Origin of the sequence: Bacteroides ovatus, from assembly GCF_001314995.1 — a bacterium.
Lineage (GTDB): Bacteria > Bacteroidota > Bacteroidia > Bacteroidales > Bacteroidaceae > Bacteroides > Bacteroides ovatus.
In genome coordinates, this window is sequence record NZ_CP012938.1 from 1,096,394 (window position 1) to 1,119,658 (window position 23,265).

24 protein-coding genes are annotated in these 23,265 nt (G+C 36.5%); 7 read left to right on the top strand and 17 right to left on the bottom strand.

The window, feature by feature from the left end:
• Window positions 1-34 precede the first annotated feature (34 nt).
• The 17 genes from Bovatus_RS04315 to Bovatus_RS04395 all read right to left on the bottom strand — a co-directional run bounded on the left by Bovatus_RS04315 (window position 35) and on the right by Bovatus_RS04395 (window position 18,459).
• A complete protein-coding gene (locus tag Bovatus_RS04315; RefSeq protein WP_004295814.1) occupies window positions 35-1,441 on the bottom strand; it encodes an undecaprenyl-phosphate glucose phosphotransferase in 1,407 nt (468 codons plus the stop codon).
• 37 nt (window positions 1,442-1,478) lie between these two features.
• Window positions 1,479-2,234: a glycosyltransferase family 2 protein gene (locus Bovatus_RS04320; protein ID WP_004295813.1), complete on the bottom strand. Its 756-nt coding sequence runs from the start codon at window positions 2,232-2,234 to the stop codon at window positions 1,479-1,481.
• Between the two features lie 42 nt (window positions 2,235-2,276).
• Window positions 2,277-3,239, bottom strand: coding sequence for an NAD-dependent epimerase/dehydratase family protein (locus Bovatus_RS04325; protein WP_004295812.1), 963 nt, complete (start codon window positions 3,237-3,239; stop codon window positions 2,277-2,279).
• Window positions 3,240-3,279: 40 nt separating this feature from the next.
• Complete coding sequence (locus tag Bovatus_RS04330; RefSeq protein WP_004295811.1) at window positions 3,280-4,323, bottom strand: glycosyltransferase family 4 protein; 1,044 nt, start codon at window positions 4,321-4,323, stop codon at window positions 3,280-3,282.
• A 74-nt stretch (window positions 4,324-4,397) separates the two neighbouring features.
• The gene (locus Bovatus_RS04335) at window positions 4,398-5,432 is read right to left on the bottom strand and encodes a polysaccharide pyruvyl transferase family protein (RefSeq protein WP_032852501.1); all 1,035 of its coding nucleotides are present in this window, start codon (window positions 5,430-5,432) and stop codon (window positions 4,398-4,400) included.
• A gap of 3 nt (window positions 5,433-5,435) precedes the next feature.
• Window positions 5,436-6,422, bottom strand: coding sequence for a nitroreductase family protein (locus tag Bovatus_RS04340; protein ID WP_004295809.1), 987 nt, complete (start codon window positions 6,420-6,422; stop codon window positions 5,436-5,438).
• Between the two features lie 18 nt (window positions 6,423-6,440).
• Window positions 6,441-7,562, bottom strand: a complete 1,122-nt coding sequence (locus Bovatus_RS04345) for a glycosyltransferase family 4 protein (RefSeq protein WP_004295808.1) — start codon at window positions 7,560-7,562, stop codon at window positions 6,441-6,443.
• Between the two features lie 109 nt (window positions 7,563-7,671).
• Complete coding sequence (locus Bovatus_RS04350) at window positions 7,672-8,220, bottom strand: acyltransferase (protein WP_004295807.1); 549 nt, start codon at window positions 8,218-8,220, stop codon at window positions 7,672-7,674.
• An 11-nt stretch (window positions 8,221-8,231) separates the two neighbouring features.
• A complete protein-coding gene (locus Bovatus_RS04355) occupies window positions 8,232-9,368 on the bottom strand; it encodes a glycosyltransferase (RefSeq protein ID WP_004295806.1) in 1,137 nt (378 codons plus the stop codon).
• 3 nt (window positions 9,369-9,371) lie between these two features.
• The gene (locus Bovatus_RS04360; protein ID WP_004295805.1) at window positions 9,372-10,589 is read right to left on the bottom strand and encodes a glycosyltransferase family 4 protein; all 1,218 of its coding nucleotides are present in this window, start codon (window positions 10,587-10,589) and stop codon (window positions 9,372-9,374) included.
• Complete coding sequence (locus tag Bovatus_RS25620) at window positions 10,564-11,130, bottom strand: hypothetical protein (RefSeq protein WP_224262702.1); 567 nt, start codon at window positions 11,128-11,130, stop codon at window positions 10,564-10,566. The genes Bovatus_RS04360 and Bovatus_RS25620 overlap by 26 nt, the downstream gene beginning before the upstream one ends.
• 629 nt (window positions 11,131-11,759) lie before the next feature.
• Window positions 11,760-12,842 carry a polysaccharide pyruvyl transferase family protein gene (locus Bovatus_RS04370; protein ID WP_004295803.1) on the bottom strand — a complete coding sequence of 361 codons (1,083 nt, stop codon included), beginning with the start codon at window positions 12,840-12,842 and terminating at the stop codon, window positions 11,760-11,762.
• Window position 12,843: 1 nt separating this feature from the next.
• Entirely contained in the window at window positions 12,844-13,992 is a 1,149-nt protein-coding gene (locus Bovatus_RS04375) for a Coenzyme F420 hydrogenase/dehydrogenase, beta subunit C-terminal domain (protein ID WP_004295802.1), read from the bottom strand.
• A complete protein-coding gene (locus Bovatus_RS04380; protein ID WP_004295801.1) occupies window positions 13,989-14,981 on the bottom strand; it encodes an acyltransferase family protein in 993 nt (330 codons plus the stop codon). The genes Bovatus_RS04375 and Bovatus_RS04380 overlap by 4 nt, the downstream gene beginning before the upstream one ends.
• On the bottom strand, window positions 14,960-16,495 hold the full coding sequence (locus Bovatus_RS04385; protein WP_004295800.1) for an MATE family efflux transporter: 1,536 nt from the start codon (window positions 16,493-16,495) through the stop codon (window positions 14,960-14,962). The genes Bovatus_RS04380 and Bovatus_RS04385 overlap by 22 nt, the downstream gene beginning before the upstream one ends.
• A gap of 80 nt (window positions 16,496-16,575) precedes the next feature.
• Complete coding sequence (locus tag Bovatus_RS04390; protein ID WP_004295799.1) at window positions 16,576-17,151, bottom strand: UpxY family transcription antiterminator; 576 nt, start codon at window positions 17,149-17,151, stop codon at window positions 16,576-16,578.
• 354 nt (window positions 17,152-17,505) lie between these two features.
• Window positions 17,506-18,459 carry a tyrosine-type DNA invertase cluster 3b gene (locus Bovatus_RS04395; RefSeq protein ID WP_004295797.1) on the bottom strand — a complete coding sequence of 318 codons (954 nt, stop codon included), beginning with the start codon at window positions 18,457-18,459 and terminating at the stop codon, window positions 17,506-17,508.
• Window positions 18,460-18,590: 131 nt separating this feature from the next.
• Between Bovatus_RS04395 and Bovatus_RS04400 the strand changes: the two genes are divergently transcribed.
• From Bovatus_RS04400 to Bovatus_RS04430, 7 genes are all read left to right on the top strand, one after another.
• Window positions 18,591-19,001 carry a DUF4119 family protein gene (locus Bovatus_RS04400; protein WP_004295796.1) on the top strand — a complete coding sequence of 137 codons (411 nt, stop codon included), beginning with the start codon at window positions 18,591-18,593 and terminating at the stop codon, window positions 18,999-19,001.
• Between the two features lie 228 nt (window positions 19,002-19,229).
• The gene (locus Bovatus_RS04405) at window positions 19,230-19,574 is read left to right on the top strand and encodes an SH3 beta-barrel fold-containing protein (RefSeq protein ID WP_004295795.1); all 345 of its coding nucleotides are present in this window, start codon (window positions 19,230-19,232) and stop codon (window positions 19,572-19,574) included.
• A gap of 23 nt (window positions 19,575-19,597) precedes the next feature.
• The gene (locus Bovatus_RS04410; protein WP_008648002.1) at window positions 19,598-20,377 is read left to right on the top strand and encodes a DUF4373 domain-containing protein; all 780 of its coding nucleotides are present in this window, start codon (window positions 19,598-19,600) and stop codon (window positions 20,375-20,377) included.
• Between the two features lie 112 nt (window positions 20,378-20,489).
• Window positions 20,490-21,431 (top strand): aspartate carbamoyltransferase, encoded by a 942-nt coding sequence (gene pyrB, locus Bovatus_RS04415; protein ID WP_004295792.1) that lies wholly within the window; start codon window positions 20,490-20,492, stop codon window positions 21,429-21,431.
• The gene (pyrI, locus tag Bovatus_RS04420; protein ID WP_004295791.1) at window positions 21,428-21,889 is read left to right on the top strand and encodes an aspartate carbamoyltransferase regulatory subunit; all 462 of its coding nucleotides are present in this window, start codon (window positions 21,428-21,430) and stop codon (window positions 21,887-21,889) included. Before pyrB ends, pyrI begins: the two co-directional genes overlap by 4 nt.
• Before the next feature lie 16 nt (window positions 21,890-21,905).
• On the top strand, window positions 21,906-22,475 hold the full coding sequence (locus Bovatus_RS04425) for a flavin reductase family protein (protein WP_004295790.1): 570 nt from the start codon (window positions 21,906-21,908) through the stop codon (window positions 22,473-22,475).
• Between the two features lie 16 nt (window positions 22,476-22,491).
• Window positions 22,492-23,229, top strand: coding sequence for a porin family protein (locus tag Bovatus_RS04430; protein WP_004295789.1), 738 nt, complete (start codon window positions 22,492-22,494; stop codon window positions 23,227-23,229).
• Window positions 23,230-23,265: the final 36 nt, after the last annotated feature.

Sequence of the window (23,265 nt, forward strand, 5' to 3'; positions counted from 1 at the left end):
AAGTTTTTATTATCGTCTTTTTATTGTCAATTATTTAATATGCTTCTTTTTCTCCGCGTATGGCATTATACACTGTCTTATACATAATATATAAATCCAATAAAAAAGTCCAATGCTCTATGTACCAGATATCACGTTGCACGCGACCCTCCATCTGCCAGAGTTCTTTCGTCTCACCACGATAACCAGTCACCTGCGCCCAACCAGTTATTCCAGGTTTAACAAAGTGACGAACCATAAACTTATTTATCAGATTAGAATATTCCTCCGTATGCTTCAACATGTGTGGACGGGGACCTACAATAGACATATCACCCTTCAACACATTGATGAATTGTGGTAATTCATCCACACTAGTCTTCCTCATAATCTCTCCGATACGTGTTTTACGAGGATCATTTTCCGTGGCCTGAAGAGTATCACATTGCGTATTAACCTTCATCGAACGAAACTTGTAACACCAGAATTCACGACCATCCTCACCACTGCGTTTCTGCTTGAAAAAGACAGGGCCGGGAGAACTTAGCTTGATCGCAATTCCGAAGAATATATAAACGAACGGGAAGACTGTAATAAGAAATAGCCCTGAACAAATGACATCAAAAGTACGCTTGATAATACGGTTCTCCAATGACTCCAATGGCTCACAACGAATGGAAAGCACAGGAACATTACCCAATAACTCAAAATGCATCCTACGTTTCAAATAGTTACGGACATTAGGAACACTAAAAAAACGGACCAAATGATTTTCACAGTAATTAATAATAGGAACAATCTCCGCACTACGCACAGAAGGAAGACTACAATAAAGCTGATTAATCTCTCCCGCATGTTTTTCTAAAAAAACACTTACTTCATTGGGTTGTCCCAAATATGGAACCTCCTGTGGATACCGACCCGAAGGAAAATCCTCGAAATAACCCAGTACACGATAACCAGACGTAGGATCATCCGTCATCGCATGATAAAGTTCCTGCATATTCTCATGGCTCCCAACCAATACGACCTTACGAACATTTCCTCCCTTTTTTCGATAAAGCTCCAGAAAGTGACGGGAAATTAAACGATAGCTGATAATAACAATTATTAAAGCAACATAAAACAGTCCGAAATATCGGGAATGTGAAAAATGAAAATGAAAAACAAGCAACGTACAAACCGATAAAAAGACAAAAGGAACCATGTTACGTAAAACACGGATCATAATCTGTTCAGGACGTACCACAGGACGATGAAGAATAACACCTGAATGCATATTACAAAGTAAATAGCACAGAGTGATAAGAGTCATACCCTGAAAGATAGAACCGCAATGAATACACCAGAAACGGGTACCCAGAAACAAATTAAATCCCCATAAAAGCAGGTTCAGCAAAATAAGATCCCCAAAAAGGACCAAAGATTTTAGGACTTTGTTAAAACGTTGGACTTCCTGCATACACTTTATTTTTATAATTCTTATCTGGAATAATTACCTATTTTTTCAGTAATGCGAGTACAAATTGCGGTACTTTCCAAGCCATCTTTTCCAATTTGGTCAAAGTAGGCCATAATCCGTGCGAGACATACACCCTAATATCCTCTTCCCACATCTTCTTACGTTTAGCACTATCAGTAGAAAGCCCACCCATACGCATCCGCACGATATATTCATTGAGATATGTCACCGTGAGTCCACCGGTCAACAGATAGCGTACCAATAGGTCACTATCAGCTGCAATTTTATAACTCTCGTTATAAAGCCCCAGTCTCATCATTACATCGCGTCGTATATAGCAAGTGGGATGAAGCGGAAGCCATCCATGACGCACTTTCCAAAGACGATACCCTCCCCCAATCCAGTTGCGCACCACTTTGTTCGTATTATCAGGATTCACAAAGAGACCATCACCATATAAGAAATCAGCATGTGTCCGTTTTATTCGTTTTACAATGCGCCCAATTACCCCATTATCATAAAAAAAATCATCCGAATGCAGCAATCCAATTATCTCTCCCGTAGCCACACGAATACCCTTATTGATAGCCTCATACATACCATGGTCAGGTTCCGATATAATGATCGAAATTCGATCTACATATTCTCGGATAATATCCAACGAACCATCCGTACTGGAGCCATCCACCACAATAAACTCTATGTCATTATAATCCTGTGCTAAGACACTCTCGATAGCACTCCTAATCGTTGCTGCACGATTGTAGCACGAAGTTATAATTGAAACTTTCATAAAAAATAGCTTTATCCATTAATAAAACATATACTGCCTCTTTTACTCATATTTATGAATCCAATCTAAAGTGACCTTAGTACCCTCTACCCTAGATACCGGCAAATGAGGAGCTATTGATTTTATAGGCTCCAAATTATGAACATTGTTCGTTGTCATATTATGCAGTCGGAAGCTAGTCATAGGGAAAGCGATTCCTATTTTTTTTAAACAATCCCCCACATATCCCATCCATCGGAAGCAAAAATAAGGGACATGAGGAATTTTAATACCTTCGATATTTGCTATTTCATTAGCCCAATCTGTGATAGAATAGGCTTCGTAGTCTCCTAGATAATACACATTTCTGTTCACTTTTTCAGACTCCGCCTTCAAGATAGATTCTATTTGATAAATAGCATTGTCAACATATCCATACGTCTTTTTACAAGCTTTCTTGCCCATATGAAAATACATACGATTCATCACAATATGGAAAAATTTATCGTAAGGTTCTCCAAACCATGGTCCCCAGATTGATGTGGGCCTTATAATGCTCCATGTATAAGACGGATTTGCCTTCTTTATTCTTCTTTCTGTTTCAACTTTACTTTCTCCATAAAGTGTATGAGGCGCATAGTCTTCAAAATCTTTAGGCATGTATCCGGGTTCACACACATACATTGATGAAGCAAACACTGCTTTTTGGACTGTACCAGCTTCATCAATTGCTTTCAACAGGTTACTTACTCCAGTCATATTGGCATCGTAATCTTTCAAAGTCAAGCCTCTTAAATCTGTTCGAGCTGCCAGATGAATCACTATATCCGGTTTGTATTCCACAATTTTCTCCCTCAACTCTTCATACTCTCTAATATCCACGCGTTTCCAAAATCTATTGTGAGAATCGATTTTAGGCTCATTAATATCGAAAGTAAGAAGTTCGGCATCTGTTTTTTTTAACAGATGTTCTATCAGATTAGTACCAATAAATCCGCTTCCACCTGTAATTAGTATCTTTTTCATTAATGAGGTATATGATTAATTTTCTTAGACTTTTTACTCATTATAAAAGGTTTATATATTCTTCTTGATAGCGCCTAGACATTACTTCAGAGGTAAACTCTTTAGTGTAAACGTATTGAATGTTTTCTGAAGCCTTTAAACTATCAAATTCCAGTATTCTTGTTATCCCTTCAAGCAACTCTTTCTGATTGTGTTGATTGTAGAGAATACCTGTATCATCTCCCAACATATTCATTACTGCTCTATGCGATGGAATATCAGACAAAAGCATAGGAAGTCCAACACTCATACTTTCCAACAAGGTATTCGCCAATCCTTCTGTATTGGAAGCCGATATATAAAAATCAGATGCAATTATATAATCATAAACCCTGTTTGAAAAACCAGGCATTATGATATTTGTACTTTCTTGTTTTTTAAGCTCATCCCACATGGGGCCCTTACCAAGCATCACAAGTCCAATGTCTGATCTGTCGAGTAAACGAAACGCATGGATGATAATATCAGGATTCTTTTCTTGTGAGAATCGACTAATAAAAATGAAATATTTCATCCCCTCTTTCAATCCAAATTCTTTTCGATATTTTGATTTTTCATCGTCATTATACTTCCAAACAGGCATAGAGGAACCATTAGGAATACATTTAAAATCCCAACCTTTATTAGTTAAATAATCTTCTCTAATATTGGGAGCACAACAAATCCCATTTTTTATCCAACGAGTGAAAATATGATCAAGTAAAATAACAATTTCACCTTTAATTTTGCCATATAATACAATCTGAAACTCATTTGGATAATTGTGAATAGTGAATATCTTAATAAATTTCTTTGGAAGAAATGCCATAAGATATAAAGATCGCGGACAATGAGCATGTAACACATTCGGTTCAATCTCATTAACAGTGTCTTTTAGCCTTAAATATAATGAAATTGGATTCAGAAATTTATTCTTCGAAAGTTGATATATACTTATAGGTAATTTTGAGAAATCATGCATTCTTGTCGTTTCTTTCTCTGGAACAAATGTAATAATAGAGACTTCAAATTTTAAGAAATCAATATTCTTAATGATGTTATACATTACATTGACAGGTCCTTCGTTGCATAGCGAGGACACTAAGTAGCAAATTCGTTTCTTTTCCATAGCCTATACCTCTATTGAAGAGCATTTTTAAGATAATCCCATGAAACTTTCTTTAAAATTTCAAGCTTTGAATTCACTTTATTGTAATCTATTTTTTTATTTTGCAGTTCACGGTATATAATTGGATCATTTTCATCAAAATATCTATCTTCAAGACCCACAGATTTAAGTAAATCCTTTAATCTACTATTTTTCCCATTACTAGGAGATATCACAACAAACTGTTTATTGTAAATCAAGCTGAAGGCTAATCCATGAAAAGAGTCCGTTATTACAAATTTAGCTCCGGCAATATACCTAATCCAATTCTCAATCGATGGTGGATAAACATACCTAAAACCAAATGTAGGTCTAATGGTTGAAATCATTTTTGGTGTTTTACCCAAAGATCTCGATAGCCTGATTGTTTTCTCCAATTGTAGTTTACCTCTATTGAGTAAATAACAAATCACCTCATCATTATTCACTATACTTCCTGTTATTTCATTATAGTCAGCATGTAATAGCGTAGGGTCTAAAACTACTTGTGAGTTGAGTTTAAATAAGCTATTCAAAAGATATTTTCCAGTCTCTTCTCTAACACTTATGCTACAAAATCTATGAAGAGAGCTATTTATGCTCGGTAGTAAACTCTGATATTGTTCAGGCCATTTTGAAATTCCAAAACTAGAAGCATAGGAGATTCTTCGAATGTCAGATTCTCCAAAATCCAAGAAGTATGCCAAGCATTTACTCTGACTGATCCCCGGATTCCAAACTTGATCACTGCCTACCATTAAACAATCATAATTTGAAGCTATTGCATTTAAGTCGTCCATAGATTGAATCACCTTTGTTTCACTAGGATAAAATGTTTCCATAAATCTATCAAACGCTTTTATCTTAAAATAAAAGATTATCGAACTATTCGATCTTTTTTCATCTTGCCGGAAATTTATAAATTCAACTTCATGACCTAGTTCTTTTAGGGCTCGACACGTTGCATAACTTTGCATTACTGCACCATAGTTTGCAGAATGATGATATGTTAGTAATCCGATTCTCATCACTTATTGATTAAATTTTACATACTGTTTATATGAATAGCGATGCGAAACTGCAACTTTAAAGTCATCCTTATACGTTCCAACACCTATCAAAAGAACTGGAATCTCATTTCCGGGAATATTCATTTCTTGCTTTATCTTTTTTATGACTCTCCATTTATGTCCCATAGTCAATGGTATGGTAGCTAATCCATTATAATGAAGGGAGTAAAGAAGATTCATCGCATAAAGTCCTCCATCAACAAAAGGTAGATTTTGTTCATAAAAGCCATAATTCCTCAAATCACCACATATAAGAATAGCACATTGCATTTGTTCATAAAACCCCTTGCTCCCTCCTTGTAACTTGAACATTTTTTCAACTAACTTATTTTCTGTATACACATGAATTACCCAACTCTGTCTATTACAAGCTGATGGAGTGCGTTCACAAAGTTTTAATGCAGCATAAACTTTATCTATATCTAATGGTGAATCACCAAAATCACGAATAGAAAAACGTGATTGAGAAAATGAATCAAAAGGACATTGGGTTTTACTTGAAACATCTTTTAAGCTAAGATTATATATTCCGCCAACATCATTGCTTTTTATATTGTAACAAGAGCACAATTTATTGAGTGCTATCTCTATATCAGCCATAGCAGCACCCATATTCTCATTAAATTCGATATACTTCTGTAAGACGGAGACAGATTCAACAACAAACTGTTTCGAGCCACCTTTTTTTAGCAAATCCGCAAGATCCTCAATAAGAGAAAATGCCTTTTCTTTTCCAAATCCCACCCTTACTCTACCAATAGACATTCCCTTTTCCAAGGCATGTATTCTGATTTGCAATTCAGCTTGTTTCTTATATATATCCTTTGTTTGATTTGTGCTTCCATTATACAAAGTCAATGAAAAGGATTCTCCTATTTTTTCATATATAATCCGTAGCCATACAATAAAGCTATTTCCTTTAATAGCTGATTTAAACCTTTCTTTCATTTGAAACAATCTAAAGATTTATTTACTCAATACATCATCAAACATTTTCACATACAGAGACGCAATTCTTCCAAACGAATAGTATTGTTCTGTATGCTCTGCCATTAAAGCTTTCAACTTACTATAATCACATGCATACTTATCTATGGCATTAGCCATTACACGAACTAAATCGTTTACATTCCCTGGTTCAAAAAGATATCCATTCACACCTTCAAGAATTTCATCAGAAAAGCCTAATAAATTTGATGCTATAATTGGAATATTATAATTAAATGCAATTTTTGTAGGGCCACTTTGAGACACTACTCTATAAGGTTGAACAAAATAGTCAGTGGAAGCAAATAGATTAGCTATTTCAGAATTATCTATTGACCGAATATCTATATCAAAAAGCTCTGGATATTTAATTTTTGTCTGATAAAAACTCCAATCTTTACACATACCATTAATCGATACCCTAAAGTTTCGATATCCTTTATCATAAAGTACACATGCAGCATCTATTAACAAATCAATATTTTTAGCATAATTAATTGTACCAAATGAAAGGAATCGAATAATACCATCTTTAGGTTTCACAATGGTAGGAACACCAAAGTCTTTTAAGGCTAATGGAATCTTAAATACCCTTGAACTAGGAAAATGTTTTTGAAAAAGCTCCGCTTGTGACTTAGAAAACATATTAACATATTTCACTCGTGAATAAACCAATCTACGCAGTATATTTAATAGTCTTTTATGTCCCATACCTATATGAACTTCTCCTTGATGTGCTGTTTGAATATAATGTCTCTTTGGTAATAAATAAAACATTGGCAATTTCCATGGTGAATAGATACTATCATTCATATAAATTATATCAGGAGTTTGCCTTTTTATAGCTTTGCCAAGGCGTATATTTATTAGAATATTCTTAGGATTGCGCATTTTATAATTGAACCTAAAAAATTCAATTGTCAAATTCATATTTTCTTTCCTTATTTGTTCGAAGTCTGACTCTTTGAACCTATTATTCCTACTAAAAAGTACGATCCAATGAATATCATAATGCTTTAAAATTTCATGCATATTGAAATAATTCAAATCGCAGTCAATGAAGCAATCTGGAGTAATCCAACATATTTTTTTCTTATTCATACAAAATAGGGTATAAGGTAAACACTAACGATATAAAGTTATTCACAATATTCATCGACAGAAGTATATATAATCCGTTTCATCGGATGCTAATCTCCATGAAGATTTACTATTGTAAGAGTAACCACCTCCTCGAACTTATACACTGATACTTTAAGTCATGATTTCGTTCGCCTATTATTTTTGCAGGAATGCCACCCACGATAGCATAATCTGGAACGTCTTTAGTCACTACAGCTCCTGCTGCCACTACCGCCCCCTTACCTATTGTTACCCCTTTTAATATTGTCGCTCCCACTCCAATCCAGACATAATCACCAATAACAATAGGTTGATGATCTCCTTCAAATGTGGGAGAGTTAACATCATGTCCACCGCTAATAATGTTGCATCGGTGACTAATCGAGACACTATTTCCAATAGTTATACCACCAAATGCTTGTAAAATACACCCTCTATTAATATGGGTATAGTTTCCTATATTTAGTTTTGTTACTCTGCCTATATATCCACACATATCAATTCGTGTATGATGGCCTATCTTGCCACCAAACATTATAAGACAATATTTACGTATTATGTGAGATGGAATATATGTAACTATATTGTTATAGAAATAACCAATTAGAGACATCAAAATAATTTTCAAATGGTTCATGGTCTTTTATTTTAATAGTTATCAATAAGTTCTATCCATCGTTGACCAACTCGTCTGACATCAAATTCTCGGCTTTTTTCCATGGCTTTAACGCTGATTATTTCTTTATTCTTTTTTGATAACAATATAAATTCTTTTATCTTCTGTACATATTCACCTTCATCGAATGGCGTAATGACATATCCATTGACCTTATCATCTATTATATCTGGTAGAGATGCAAATGAATTAAAAACAAATGGCACACATCCATACTGCATTGCTTCAATTAAGACCATACTAAATCCCTCGTAGTTACTTGTCATGCAACTGCATACGGCTTTTTTATAATATTCCGTCGGATTTTGAAAATCATGAAATGTGATACGTTTAAGACGCATTTCATGAGCCAGATTCTCATACAATTCTTTTTCGGGTCCTCCTCCTACTATTTCAAGTCTATAATCGAGTAATTCATTTTGCAGTCTTTTCCAAATATTAAGAAGAGATTGAAAACGCTTTTGTCTAGTATTTATTCTTCCGACATATAGAATCATTTTCTCTTTCTTCTGATAATCCAATTGATATTCTTCATCAATACAGAATGGATTGGGCAAAGCACATATACATTTAGGGTTGAAATCATAAAAACTTTTTAGGTCATCCCTAAAGAAATCAGAAAGAAGGACTATCTTCATTTTATTTAATTCAATTCTTCTGAATGATGCTAAATATCTCAAATCAAAACGTATACGTTTTAAGCATCTGTCAACAAAAGATTCTTTCAATATATTTGGCAACTTTGCCGAACTGGGATACATCAATTTGGATGGAACATTGTGTACATGAAAGAAAACCTTTTTATCAATTAACCGAGAACAGTAATTGAACAATTGATAACTTGGAAATGGACAAATTACAATATCTACAGCCATTTCCATCATTACCTTGTCTAACTTATCAAAATATCCAACATTATCAATAGAATACTCCATAAATATCGCTTTGGTATAGACGGAATTTTTATCATAATCAGTTTTTCTTTGATACGTAGCAAACACATTATATCCATGCTCCCTAAAATAAGGCACAAGATTATGATATACCCTTTCGACTCCTCCAGTTGTGGGATCTATTGCATTCGTAAACGTTATAAGTATATTTTTCATATACTATATTTCAGAATTGATGTATTCAACAAATTGTTTGTATTGAAGTTGATTATCAAATGATTGAGCTCTCAATACTGAATGTTGAGCCATATTTTCTAATTTAGCTTTATCCATACCATATATATTTTCCATTGCTGCAGCCAATGAATTAACCAGATTCGCATCATTCTCCACAACAATGCCGCACTCTTCATTAACGATTTCCGGCATTCCTCCACTTCTCGTTATAATGACAGGCAAGGAGCTTGCAATTGCCTCAAGGCAGGTAAGTGCAAAAGGCTCCTCCCATATGGAAGGGAATACACCCACATTTGCAATTTGATAATATCGATGAATGACTTCATACTTTACAAAGCCTGTAAATATGACCCGTTCTCCCAACTGATGAATGATAGACGCAAGTTCTTTTTCGAATAGGGACACGTAAGTAGAAGAAAATGCAAAACTTCCGACAATAAGCAAATAGGCATCAGGCATTTTATCTTTAGATTCCAAGAAAGCAAGTAGCAATTCTTTTATACCTTTGTAATTTCTCAATCTACCCGAGAAAACAAAAAGAAAAGAATTTGCAGGAATATTTAATGACTTTCTCAATGTATGTCTTTCTTCATTTGTAGTCCTTACATTGAACTGATTAAAATTAATTGAATTATATAATAGCTTGATGGCAGCACCATATTTTCCTTCAACATTTTTCTGCAACACAGTGCATATATAGTTGCTAATCCCCAAATAAAGGTCTGTTGATTTTGCATTCAAATCATCCCAATGACGCAAGCTATGGGGCGGTACATTATGTATGCGTTGTATAACGGGCAATGCGGTTTTCCTCTTTATATAATCAGCATTAATTGAAGAACCTTCCAAAAGAACAGCATCAATATTGTTACAATTCTTGATGAAACGAACCAACGCGCTTGCATAACAATATCCAATAAATGGCAGACCTGTCCGTAAGGCTATAAAATTATAACAACGCTTTAGAAAGTCTGTCATTCGATTCAAAATACTCGAAGTACTAACAAAGTGAAAATGGGTATATCTATACTCTTTTGCCTTTTCTCTTGCATTAACGTTATCAATAGAAAGAATTTCAAGCTGCATTTGCTTTTCTTTTTCATTGGTATCAACCAGAAGCTGAACCAATGTTTCTACTGCACCTCCCAAAACTGACGGTATGGGTAATGTCCCATTATTCATTATAGCGATTCTTTTCATACAAGGATATTTTATAAATGAGATATAAACATATTGCTTGTATCAGAAAACATCCTTGACGGACAAATTCAGCAGACGTAAATGCACAAGTCAGAATGTATCCGAACCATACAGAAAGATATAAATATTTCTTGGGAAGTTTTGCAAATGCCGCTTTTAGTGACCACCATAACATTCCAATCAGGCTAAGTACTCCGGTCATCCAACTAATTCCCAACAATCCCCAATCGTAATAATGCAAGCCGTATGATTCATTTCTCACAATTTCTAAAGAATAAGATGTTCTCAATGCCCGGTTACATAATCCAGAACCCAAAAACACCTCTACCGCACTCTTATAATGATTACCATAATAATGGAACAAAGTTGCATATCTAATATAATCTTTATTACCAAAAGTCTGGTCGGATTCTTGCCTCTCCATCATTCTTTCAAAAACCGTTTGGAAGATGGGAGTAAGATAAAGCAGATAAGCACCTAATCCCCCTAATGCACACCAGAAGACAAGTTTCTTTGAAAAGCCGTTAAATCTTATAATCATTATTATAGAAAATACAGCAGAAAAGAACAGTAAAGTTCTAAATCCAAATAACAACATACACACCAATGAAAGCAACATGGGAAGTGTATAGTTCATTTTCTTCTCCAAGATTTTATTCAAACTATAAAAATATCCCAATGAATTAATGGACATTCCCACCATTCGAATTCGTCGGTTCAACACATCTATAGTTTCATTGTACTGATTGTTTTTATCTAGAAATACAAGTTTGGGATAGACTGAAACTTGATATAAGTAACAAAAGCAGAATATGATAAAAGCCCAGAACAATACCTTTTCAAGAACTTCAATACTTACATTGTATTTGCACAAGACAAAATAAAATACAATCATAAGATATATATTATATTCGCCCATAATACTGACAGGACTTTCATTCCTAAAATACATACACGACAAGATGCTTAGAAAGCAGCTAACTACAAAGATGGAAATGGGCTTACTGTAAGATGTTCCTTTTTTATAATAAAAGAAGAAAACACCCACCAACACGATAAATAAGTATCTAGGTATTGGAAGAAGACCGTAACCTTGTTCCAATATCAGACAAACTATTAATAATATCGGAAAGGAGTTTGCCAATGGATATCTTTTGACTATTGCATTATTCATCGTTGTATGGCCTGCTTTATAAATGTTTCCGAAGTCCGGACTATAATATCTAAATTAGGGGTGTTAAGAGACATTTCCTGAATATCCCCGCTATCTACATTAACTGTCGAATTTTCTATGCCGAAAGTATTCATTACATCCAGAGCCCGTCCATCGCCGGGCGCATTGAACAATACGGTTTTAAAAGGCTTGTTGAATATTATAGAAAATGCGGTTCCATGAAATGATGTTGTAACGACACATGAGGCATTGGCAAACAATCCCACAAATTCAAAAGGAGATGCTGTCAATATTCGATTCTTCATTTTTTTATATTCAGCCTCTGCTGTTACTTCAACAACACTCATGTGGTGTAATGCAGCATATTTATTTGCCATATCCAGTACCCTATCGTCTCTCTTTACCTGATATACAAGAAGGTATGGTTTGTCGGTAAAAGTTGGTTTGATAGCTACCTTTTGCCATTCATTGGCAGATAATAAAAACACAGGGTCTATAACTTTCGTTATTTCTTTATTTATGAGTGGTTGCAAAATATTTTTAAGCTCTGACTCTCTAACTGAAATATTCTCAAAATTGGAGAGTACTTCTTTATATTTTTTATAGTCATCGGAGATGATTCGTTTGGCTTCAGTACTAGCTGCATAGGATATAAATTTGCCTTTATGACTGACACTTCCACAAAAGAATTTATCAAAGCCATTGGTAATGCTAGGATTCCAAACTTGGTCACTGCCACAAATTATTATATCATAGCCTGTGACTTCACTGTCTGTTTCCGTATATTTCCGAGTTGAAAGAGGTAAGCTATCTATAAATGATTGAAATTTGTCAGAACGTTCTTTTCTTACCGTTAAGAACGGTAATATTCTAAGAACAAAGATAACTTTTCGTATTATATTAAGTCGGGAAATTCTACGCCAAGGCATAATACCATGGGACATAGTTAACGATTTGGGTTTATAATCTATTATCTCCGCATCATAGTTATTCTTCCGCAAATACGTTACTAAAGCATAGGTCTGCAACACGGCCCCATAATTGTGAGCACAATGAAATGTCAATATTCCTATCTTCATATTAAATGGATAATTTCCGCTTAATTTTGTCCATAAACATTCTTAGTTGGTAACGATAACCTACATTTCCATATTTCCTGGCAACATACAAAAATCCTCTTTTTTGATAATCCTTTGCAAATTGATGCCAACGAGGATCTACAGACGAAGGATGTTGCAGATTGGGTTGCAATGAATTCATCAAGTCTACATGCTTTGTATGCAGCATATAAGAACATTCCCTAAAAAAACTACACCCCTTATCCGTGTTACAAATAACGAGCGAGATTCCTTTATTGTCTGTATTCATTTTCGGTACGACTTTTTCATATCCCCAAAAGTCTCCGATAGTCAAATCAGAAGGTCTGGAAAGATTGCAATATTTACAATGCTCACAAGAGGGCCGGGAAATTAATCCTGAATAAAAAAGATACCTTAACAGAAAGTCTTTATGAATAGAGTTATCTGTAAAAGTAAAACTTTCCATGTGTGGTTGGTTCCACCCAATGGATTTTTCTCGAAATTCTAATTTGATAACGTTTGATTTGAATTTTGATTCTGTATAGCCAAGATAATCTTTCCATATAGAAGGACTGGGCACTGCATGACAAATAATGTCTATAAGAATGAGATTTTTTCTTTGAGCTTTTCCTATATAACTATTCAAACCTGCTGTTTGACATGGAGTACCAGAGAATAAAACAACCAAACCTGCCTTCAAATCTTGCTTCACTTGGCGGAACACCGTATTCATATCGCTCTGTACATACTTACTTCCCTTGAATTCGCTACATTCTTCTTTTGTAGTTGCTCGTTTATGGACGACTCTAAAATGGTCAGCATATCCTGCACCATACACAACGCCACCATGTTCCAGAATATAATCAGACATAGCAACAAATACGGCTCCAGAACGGCTATATCTTAATTCTTCCTCATTTTTATGCCTTGCCGCATAAGCTAAAGGGTTATCTATATTTAAGCTTTTATCGTAATCGTCATTAAAAGCACACACCTTCTCACACAGACCGCAATCAACACACTTGCTTCGATCCACTTCCGGATAGAGAAATCCAAGCGCATCTGGTTTCATCGTGATAGCATCATGAGCGCAAATACTGGCACATGCAGTACATCCGCAACAATCTGCCTGATTATTGATATTTATCATTGTATCAACCGGATTTTTCTTATTACTATTATAAAGACCATCGTCGATAAGAACACTACAAATGGCGCAGTAAATGAGTATATATTTACTATAGAATTTGATGCTATCTTACCAACTATCATACCGATGATTGATATAAAGAGAGGATGAAAGATGTATATGTAAAGCGAATCTTTATTTCCAATAGTCGAATATATAGTTGGTTCTTTCTTCTTGAATGATAATACTAACAAGAATAGACATAGCGCAAGCAACGTGCTACTAAAATAATGTTCACGTCCGGGATTCTTGTCTAAATATAGCAATACCCATTTTTCCATTAGAGACGTCAATGAGAATAAAATGCCCCCAATAAGCCAATAATAGTATTTAATTTTACTAATCTTGTCACTATACTTCTTCAGACATGCCCCCAATGCAAAATATGGTAGACCGACAAACAAAAAGTTCCGTACATAGATAACTGGAAACTCTCTATCGAGAAAAAGTAAACTATACTTACCCAATATTAAGTCTGTCAGCAATAATATAGGAATGGCATAGAACATATATTTCCAAATCTTATACTTGCTTATAATCATTGCTATCAATAGTACATATAAATATGCCCCCAAATACCAAAGATGACCGCCAAAAGGATTTTCATTAAGAACTATAAAATTAAATAATTCACGAAGTGATGGTATGTAAACACTCCCTTGATGTATTGCCACAGCTTCTTTATAACAAGCAAACAACAACGTAGACCATACGATGATGTGCAAAATATTCCTAGTACTGCGTTTTAATCTCGATATTTCTATATCGCCATCGTTGAATAACAAATAACCACTAATCATAAAAAAGCAAGGCACTGCGCAACGTGTGAGTGGCAAGATGTAATCATGATATACACAATCAGTGTGAAGGAATACCACAAGGATTGCACATATAAACTTAAGAATATCTATTGAATAATTACGTTCTATCATCTTCTGATTTTTGCACATAAAGCACTGACCTTTGCCCAGACAAAAACTCTTTCTTCTTTACTACATCCTATATAAAATATCGAAATTGATGTGGTAAGTATTGACACTACAGATATAACTAAAAAGGATAAAAAGGTTTCATTTATGTTCTTTAATAATAATATTGGTAGAATCGCTGATGTTGACATTACCATCAAGACTTTTAAATACACATGTTTCAAATACTTGACAGAAGACAATCCAATCATTCCTCTGAGCATATAAAGACGTGCAACTAAACAGCATTGAGATATAAATATTGCAACAAACAATACAGACTCCGGTACACACCCCAAACGAAGAAAGATATATGATATAGGGAGATTCAGCATCTGCAGACCACCTACCATAATCTGATAGTTCCGAATTCTACCCGTGGCAAGCATGGCCGTAATCAATGGATTTGAAATAGATTCACTCATGGCAAAAAGCAACGTTAGCCGCACAAACAGAACTGCATGTTCCGGCACCAATTTCAGCCATAGCCCAAGAATATAGTGAGTATTGATAATCACCGGCAATGAGAGCAACAACAACATATAAAATGAGAACTTCGCTCCTTGAAAGATAAGTGCCATCATATAGTCTTGATTGCCAGAAGCATAAGATTTTGTAATTTGCGGATTTAATGCTGTCATAAAATTACTAACAAATCCTGAAATTGCTGAATTTACTTGCATAGCAATACCTTTAGCTGCATTTACAGACGGACCGAAAAACAAATTAATGACAACATTTCCACCTTGATCTCTTAACACGGATGAAGCAGCTCCAATGAAATTCCATCCTGCAAACCCAAACATATTCTTTAGAAGTTTTTTATCCCAACAAAAATGATAAGTACACTCTTTGAAATGCCTTTTACAATAATAGCCATAAGTAAAACGAATAATTATTGCTACAGAACACATCAAAATTGAATAAAACACCAATTTATCCATAGGAGCTATAACGATCAAATATGCAATAATAAGTTTGCCTATAGCTTCCAATATACTGATATAAGCAAAGGCCGACATTTTTTCATGTGCTATTATAGATGCGTTATATGGAACACTTATAAGATTTATGACAAAAGTGACAACAGAAAATTGGAGTACCCAATTAGCTGCCAGTATTCTATCTGCTGGAATAATCATCTTAGAATTAAGAAACCATACACCAACAATCTCTATTAATATGACTACGATTAAAGACAACAATATTTGGATAGTAACCGATGCTGAAAATATCTTATTCAGCTTACTTTGATCACCTTTCCCCAATTCAAAGGTAATAAATCTACTGATAGAAGCAGATAATGACCCCGATATTACCGAAAACATAGCTACAACGCCACCTACGACATTATATATACCAAAATCTTCAACTCCTAGAGCATCTAGTATGACACGTGAAGTATATAAACTCACGATCATCATAAAAAGCATACGAATATAGAGAAGTAAGGTATTCTTCGCTATTCGTTTATTGTTGTCTGTCGCTTGAGACATGTAAATATTTACTATATGCCTATAATACCTTTAAAGGTTATTCGGCACCTCCTATGTCATACTTTTGATTAATAATTTGATTATTGCCTCTCACCTATCGGCTCTACATACCCGACCGGCATATCCGCACAAGCACACCCCAGCATATTCAACCGGACAGCAATCTTACTTCTACCATCTACTGTAACAAGCTCTCCTACAAGCCCCGTCAAAGGACCTTTAATAACACGTACTTTCTCACCACGTGCCAAAGGAGCACTATTCATACAGATTGCCTCTTCGGAATAGTCGAGCATAAAACGGAAACGGGCCATTTGTTCATCAGGAATGATAGTCGGACTGCTCTCACCGCGCATTACCATATACCGACTAACTGTAGAAAAAGAAAGAACCTCTTTACGTTCTTTAGGATCAGCATGTACAAAGACCATCATGGGAAGCAGCACGGATTCAACCACTTTACGGCGGTCGCTCCATTGATGTACTTCTTGCTGGACCGGTACAAAATTTTCAATCCCCATTTTGTCTAAACGTTCGGCTACTTTCTTCTCATGATGCATACGAACCAGAGCAACATACCAGCGTTTAGAGTGTGCTACGCCTTCCCCTGTCCCAATTTTAGGCCCAGCACTTAAAGTTTCTTTCGTTAGAATCATACTTTTTTACCCCTTATGTGTCCGTTACTTCTTAGGTAACGGATAAGGTATTTATTCACAGGAAAACAGATGAAAACAGAAAAACATGGACAAGAACCGCCTACAGCAATGTTTTTCTAACCTACGCGAAGGGAAAAGCATCTTTGAAAACAGAATATAGGAATATCGGGCATGATCAAACAGAATCATCATGTCCTGATATATTTTTGTTGCATATTTCAACAAATCAGAAAAAAAAGAAGATTTTACTTGTTTACTATTTGTATTTTTGCATATCTTTGCACCGAATAATTATCCGTTACCTAAGAAGTAACAGAAACATTTCGCCCTTGATTTCTAACACTTTACCGTTAATTACCTACCTAAACGATAGTTCCTAATGTAAGATAAATTCCCTTTATTTACCTCTGTACGTTCTCTTAGCTCAAAACCCTTTAAATAGATTTGTGTGGTTTTTATTGATTTGTGTCCCAATGATTCACTGATCATTTCAATTGGCACTCCACGATACTTGGCTGTCGTTGCCCAGGAATGACGGAGTGTGTAAGAAGAAACGGGAGAATTCAAACGTAGAGCTCTCGCCAAATCCTTCAAACAATTATTGAATCTCCGAAGAGCAGACTGATATTCACGGTATGCCCTTTCATCCTTCCGTTTTTTATTACCGCAAAGTATGTCGAACAGATAGTCCGGACAATCAGGAATGGGTTCCTGATTACTTCGGAGTTGATTAATCATTCCTCTGGCAGTATCAAGCACTTCCACGCTCATGGGAGTTTTCGTCTTGATTCGATTATAGCGTAATACACTCTGATCTAAAGCCGATTTTTCCAGATGAGCTAAATCAGCGAATGACATTCCACAAAACTGGAACATCAGAGCAGCAATAGTTTGTGTACGACGTAAACGCTCCGATTTGGGATCCTCATACAAAAGTCTGTGCAACTCACCGGCAGGCAAAGCTTTCTTTTGTCGGACATCCACACCTGTATAGACATCATGAAATAATCGGGGAACATAAGGGGCACTCCCTGCTTCCACTCCCCGATTGTAAATGCTACGAAGCATACGCATATACGTAGAAATCGTATTAGGCTTCAAACCACACTCATAAAGATACTGACCATAACGTCGTAAACGTTCTTTGGTGACCTGCCTGAACGACATATTCAACGTACCACAAAACTTACTGAAAGAATAAAGGGCATTCTTATAGACATGCGCTGTAGAATAGCGCCCCTCCTTTCGTAAACGATTGATGTAGTTCTCCCCACATCGACTGAATCCATTTTTATTCATCATTTGCATCACTAGTTATTTTATATATATACTATTTGGCAAGCGACAAAAGAACAAATCTTTTTGCAGGTTCAATTTCACTTTCCAGATATTATTTTTAGAATTAACACATGTTTAACCAACGTTAAAATTAGTAGATTATGAAAAGTAAAAATGCCAAAAAAGGTAGTAAAAACGACAAGGTAAAAAGAAATGTCCAAACAATGAAAAAAGCTCCAGGGAAGCATTCAAAGGAAGAAATCATCAGTGAAGAAGAGCTGGATAACAGAATAGCAATCGACGGAGATATCCGCCTTTATTTCACCATGTATTTAAAAATCTTTATTGATGGACATTTCCGCCATCCTAAGAAGAAAAAGCTGATAAATCTAGCCCAATATATCTATGACCAAAAAGTATTATACATCCACAAACATGGCGGCTATAAGTTAATGGAACTTAGCAGTATACATGCTGAATTGGGTGCATTGAAAAAACCTGTTGAGGAAGAGTACATGAAAGAAAAAAAGGAAAAAAGAGAACAGGCTGAAAAGGTCAAAAGCAAGTACTAAGAAAAAATAATGGGACAGTTGGAATATAAAGCTTACCTTCGCCGCCGTTTTCAACCGGTCGAAAACTAACAGATTTTCTCTTAAAAAAATAGTGACGGTATGCTATCGTTATAGCGTCACTATAATGAAAGGATAGTGACGCTATGACAACAACATACCGTCACTATCCATAAGGGAAGATTTACGCTCAAACAGAAATTTATTTTTCAAAATTAAAAACAGAAGAAAATGAGACAAAAAATCAGGAAAGGCAAGTTAGAAGCTTGCAAATTAGTATGGAAAAAACGTATTACTGCTGAAAAGGGGATTTCGGATAAATGTGCGGAGAGAATTGTACAAGAGTGCATTAAACTAATAGATCGCATGTTGTATGGGAATGTAGTGATAGCTTTTTACAAGCAGGATGGCACGTTTTGTCTGGAAAGAGGAACACTGGTAGGATATGATAAATTCTTCCATAGAGAATTCAATATCACAGCAAAACAAGAGTCTATTCTCTATTGGAGTGAAGAACAAAAAGGATGGAGAAGATTTATGATCGGGAACCTGATGGAGTGGAGAGCTATTGTATAAGTTAGATTAAAATATATTGAACAATGAATATGATTAATAAAGGGATACCTTATTTTCCGACACCGGCAAACTTCTTTGACGAAGAAGTGATGGAACTATTAGAAGCTAAGTTTGGAGTATTAGCTTCTTACATTGTCATGCGATTGCTTTGTAAAATATATAAAGAGGGATATTATATCTCTTGGGGAAAGGAACAAAACCTGATTTTCGTCCGTAAAGTGGGCGGCGGGATCAAAGAGGACATGATGGAAAAGATTGTCGACCTATTATTGGAAAAAGGATTTTTCCATAAGGAAACCTACGAAAAATACGGCATACTCACTTCGGAACAGATTCAAAGGGTGTGGTTTGAAGCTACTACACGAAGGAAAATAGATTTCTCCCAACTACCTTATTTATTAGAGACCAAGAAGAAAAAAGGGATGCAAAAAGAAGAGTTGAACGCGGAAAATGCAGACATTTTTGAAACTCAAGAGGAGGTGAGTCAAGAAAATGCAGACATTTCCCGACAAACTAAACTAAAGGAAACTAAACTAAATTCTGAAGAAGAAGAAATTAACGATGCTTCGATTGAAATTCCGGGGTATGCCTACAATCTGGCTACACACAACATAGCAGGATTGATGGAGAGTCTGGACAACCATAAAGTGACTGACCCAAAAGAGAAACAGACGATTCTCCGGCTATCGGACTATGGCAGGAAAGGCACCCAGGTGTGGAAACTGCTCTCCAATACGGCCTGGAGTAAAATCGGAGCACCGGGGAAATATATCATTGCAGCGTTAGCTAGCGGACGGAAATAAACCGACTGATTAAAAGCTGATAAAAAAGGTACGAAAAATCTGTGCTTTTCACAAATTCTTCGTACCTTTACGCTCCGGTAAAACAAGTTCTATCCACATAAAAGATAACAAAATGGAAAACAGAAGTTTAGTAACCATTGCCGAACATTCTAAAGAAAAAATCCTCTACATGCTCGAAATGGCGAAGCAGTTTGAAATGAACCCCAATCGCCGGTTATTACAAGGAAAGGTTGTAGCAACCCTGTTCTTTGAACCTTCCACCCGTACCCGCTTGAGTTTTGAAACAGCTGCCAACCGTCTCGGTGCACGAGTAATCGGATTCTCTGACCCCAAAGCTACCAGCTCTTCCAAAGGGGAAACACTTAAAGACACGATCATGATGGTGAGCAACTATGCAGATATTATCGTCATGCGACACTATCTCGAAGGAGCTGCACGGTATGCCAGCGAAGTAGCCCCGGTGCCCATTGTCAACGCAGGTGACGGAGCCAACCAGCACCCGTCGCAGACGATGCTCGATCTCTACTCTATCTACAAGACACAAGGAACGCTGGAAAATCTGAACATTTTCCTGGTGGGTGACTTGAAATACGGCCGCACCGTACATTCTTTGCTGATGGCGATGCGACACTTTAATCCGACTTTCCACTTCATCGCTCCCGAAGAGCTGAAAATGCCGGAAGAATACAAACTTTACTGTAAAACGCACCAAATAAAATACGTTGAACATACGGATTTTACCGAAGAGATTATCGCTGACGCCGATATTCTGTACATGACCCGTGTGCAACGCGAACGTTTCACCGACCTGATGGAATATGAACGGGTGAAGAATGTATATATTCTCCGTAACAAAATGCTGGAAAACACACGTCCGAACCTGCGTATCCTGCACCCGCTTCCCCGTGTCAACGAAATTGCTTACGATGTGGATAACAATCCGAAAGCATATTATTTCCAACAGGCACAAAACGGTCTGTATGCCCGCGAAGCAATCCTTTGCGATGTATTAGGTATCACATTAGATGACGTTAAAAACGATATTTTATTATGAGCGAAAATAAACAAGCATTGCAAGTAGCTGCCCTGAAAAACGGGACAGTGATTGACCATATCCCATCCGAAAAGCTCTTTACCGTAGTGCAACTGCTCGGTGTGGAACAGATGACTAGCAATATCACTATCGGATTCAACCTCGACAGCAAGAAGCTGGGTAAAAAAGGGATCATCAAGATTGCAGATAAATTCTTCTGCGACGAAGAGATTAACCGTATTTCAGTAGTTGCCCCGCACGTCAAGCTGAATATCATCCGCGATTACGAAGTAGTGGAAAAGAAAGAGGTGAAAATGCCGGATGAACTTCGGGGCATCGTGAAATGTGCCAATCCGAAATGTATCACCAACAACGAACCGATGGCCACTATCTTTCATGTGATAGACAAGGATAATTGTATCGTAAAGTGCCATTATTGCGAGAAAGAGCAGAAACGTGAAGAGATTACAATCCTCTGAATAAACGTATAGCCCTATGAAACAGGACTGGAAACCAGGAACGATGATCTATCCGCTGCCGGCTGTACTAGTCAGCTGCGGAAAGGAAGAAAGCGAATATAATATGTTCACAGTAGCATGGACGGGTACGAGTTGTACAAACCCGCCCATGTGTTATATATCCGTACGTCCGGAACGCCATTCTTATGACATTATCAAAAAAAACATGGAGTTTGTCATCAACCTGACAACGAAAGATATGGCTTTTGCCACTGACTGGTGCGGAGTTCGTTCGGGACGTGATTATCATAAATTTGATGAGATGAAGCTGACACCCGGACAGTGTACGGTGGTTAGTGCTCCGTTGATTGAAGAATCTCCTCTCTGCATTGAATGCCGTGTGAAAGAAATCATCTCTCTCGGCTCACACGATATGTTTATCGCTGACGTAGTAAATGTGCGTGCGGACGACCGGAACCTGAATCCTGAAACCGGAAAGCTGGAACTGGCCGAAGCCAATCCGCTGGTATATGTGCACGGAGGATATTATAATCTGGGAGAGAAAATCGGTAAGTTCGGTTGGAGTGTAGAAAAGAAGAAATCATAAAAAGTGCGATATTGCCATGAATATGCTGCGTAAATTCATCCTTCCCGGTTTGTTAGCTATAGCCTGCACGGCTGTCGGCCAGAACTATAACGCAGAAAAAGTAGACCGCCCCAATACAAAAAAAATAAATATCGGTATCAAGGCGGGATTCAACTCTTCCATGTTCATGGTGTCTGAACTGAAAATTAAGGATGTAACTATCGATGAGGTGCAGAATAACTACAAGATAGGTTATTTCGGCGCCCTCTTTATGCGCATCAACATGAAGAAGCATTTCATTCAGCCGGAAGTGTCCTATAATGTAAGCAAATGTGAGATCACTTTCGATAAGCTCGGTTCGCAGCATCCTGCCATCGAGCCTGATTATGCTTCCGTGCAATCGGTGTTGCACAGTGTGGATTTCCCTATTTTATACGGCTATAATGTGGTGAAAAAAGGGCCTTACGGAATGTCTATCTTCGCAGGCCCCAAACTTCGCTACTTATGGGGAAAACACAATGAAATCACTTTTAAGAATTTTGACCAAAAAGGGATTCACGAAAGGCTGTATCCGTTCAATGTCAGTGCAGTGATCGGTGTAGGCGTCAACATCTCCCGTATCTTTTTCGATTTCCGCTACGAGCAAGGCATCGGAAATATCTCCAAGTCCATCATTTACGACAATATCAATTCCGACGGCAGCACAGGAGTGAGCAACATTATTTTCCGTCGCCGTGACAGCGCGTTAAGTTTTTCGCTGGGATTCATCCTTTAAGAATAAAATATCATTAAATCCGGCTTTTTACTAACA

Bases quoted from the DNA above. Each gene is read 5' to 3' on its own strand.
- Bovatus_RS04315 (WP_004295814.1), bottom strand. From the start codon at position 1,441: ATGCAGGAAGTCCAACGTTTTAACAAAGTCCTAAAATCTTTGGTCCTT.
- Bovatus_RS04320 (WP_004295813.1), bottom strand. From the start codon at position 2,234: ATGAAAGTTTCAATTATAACTTCGTGCTACAATCGTGCAGCAACGATT.
- Bovatus_RS04325 (WP_004295812.1), bottom strand. From the start codon at position 3,239: ATGAAAAAGATACTAATTACAGGTGGAAGCGGATTTATTGGTACTAAT.
- Bovatus_RS04330 (WP_004295811.1), bottom strand. From the start codon at position 4,323: ATGTATAACATCATTAAGAATATTGATTTCTTAAAATTTGAAGTCTCT.
- Bovatus_RS04335 (WP_032852501.1), bottom strand. From the start codon at position 5,432: ATGAGAATCGGATTACTAACATATCATCATTCTGCAAACTATGGTGCA.
- Bovatus_RS04340 (WP_004295809.1), bottom strand. From the start codon at position 6,422: ATGAAAGAAAGGTTTAAATCAGCTATTAAAGGAAATAGCTTTATTGTA.
- Bovatus_RS04345 (WP_004295808.1), bottom strand. From the start codon at position 7,562: ATGAATAAGAAAAAAATATGTTGGATTACTCCAGATTGCTTCATTGAC.
- Bovatus_RS04350 (WP_004295807.1), bottom strand. From the start codon at position 8,220: ATGAACCATTTGAAAATTATTTTGATGTCTCTAATTGGTTATTTCTAT.
- Bovatus_RS04355 (WP_004295806.1), bottom strand. From the start codon at position 9,368: ATGAAAAATATACTTATAACGTTTACGAATGCAATAGATCCCACAACT.
- Bovatus_RS04360 (WP_004295805.1), bottom strand. From the start codon at position 10,589: ATGAAAAGAATCGCTATAATGAATAATGGGACATTACCCATACCGTCA.
- Bovatus_RS25620 (WP_224262702.1), bottom strand. From the start codon at position 11,130: ATGATTATAAGATTTAACGGCTTTTCAAAGAAACTTGTCTTCTGGTGT.
- Bovatus_RS04370 (WP_004295803.1), bottom strand. From the start codon at position 12,842: ATGAAGATAGGAATATTGACATTTCATTGTGCTCACAATTATGGGGCC.
- Bovatus_RS04375 (WP_004295802.1), bottom strand. From the start codon at position 13,992: ATGATAAATATCAATAATCAGGCAGATTGTTGCGGATGTACTGCATGT.
- Bovatus_RS04380 (WP_004295801.1), bottom strand. From the start codon at position 14,981: ATGTGCAAAAATCAGAAGATGATAGAACGTAATTATTCAATAGATATT.
- Bovatus_RS04385 (WP_004295800.1), bottom strand. From the start codon at position 16,495: ATGTCTCAAGCGACAGACAACAATAAACGAATAGCGAAGAATACCTTA.
- Bovatus_RS04390 (WP_004295799.1), bottom strand. From the start codon at position 17,151: ATGATTCTAACGAAAGAAACTTTAAGTGCTGGGCCTAAAATTGGGACA.
- Bovatus_RS04395 (WP_004295797.1), bottom strand. From the start codon at position 18,459: ATGCAAATGATGAATAAAAATGGATTCAGTCGATGTGGGGAGAACTAC.
- Bovatus_RS04400 (WP_004295796.1), top strand. From the start codon at position 18,591: ATGAAAAGTAAAAATGCCAAAAAAGGTAGTAAAAACGACAAGGTAAAA.
- Bovatus_RS04405 (WP_004295795.1), top strand. From the start codon at position 19,230: ATGAGACAAAAAATCAGGAAAGGCAAGTTAGAAGCTTGCAAATTAGTA.
- Bovatus_RS04410 (WP_008648002.1), top strand. From the start codon at position 19,598: ATGAATATGATTAATAAAGGGATACCTTATTTTCCGACACCGGCAAAC.
- pyrB (WP_004295792.1), top strand. From the start codon at position 20,490: ATGGAAAACAGAAGTTTAGTAACCATTGCCGAACATTCTAAAGAAAAA.
- pyrI (WP_004295791.1), top strand. From the start codon at position 21,428: ATGAGCGAAAATAAACAAGCATTGCAAGTAGCTGCCCTGAAAAACGGG.
- Bovatus_RS04425 (WP_004295790.1), top strand. From the start codon at position 21,906: ATGAAACAGGACTGGAAACCAGGAACGATGATCTATCCGCTGCCGGCT.
- Bovatus_RS04430 (WP_004295789.1), top strand. From the start codon at position 22,492: ATGAATATGCTGCGTAAATTCATCCTTCCCGGTTTGTTAGCTATAGCC.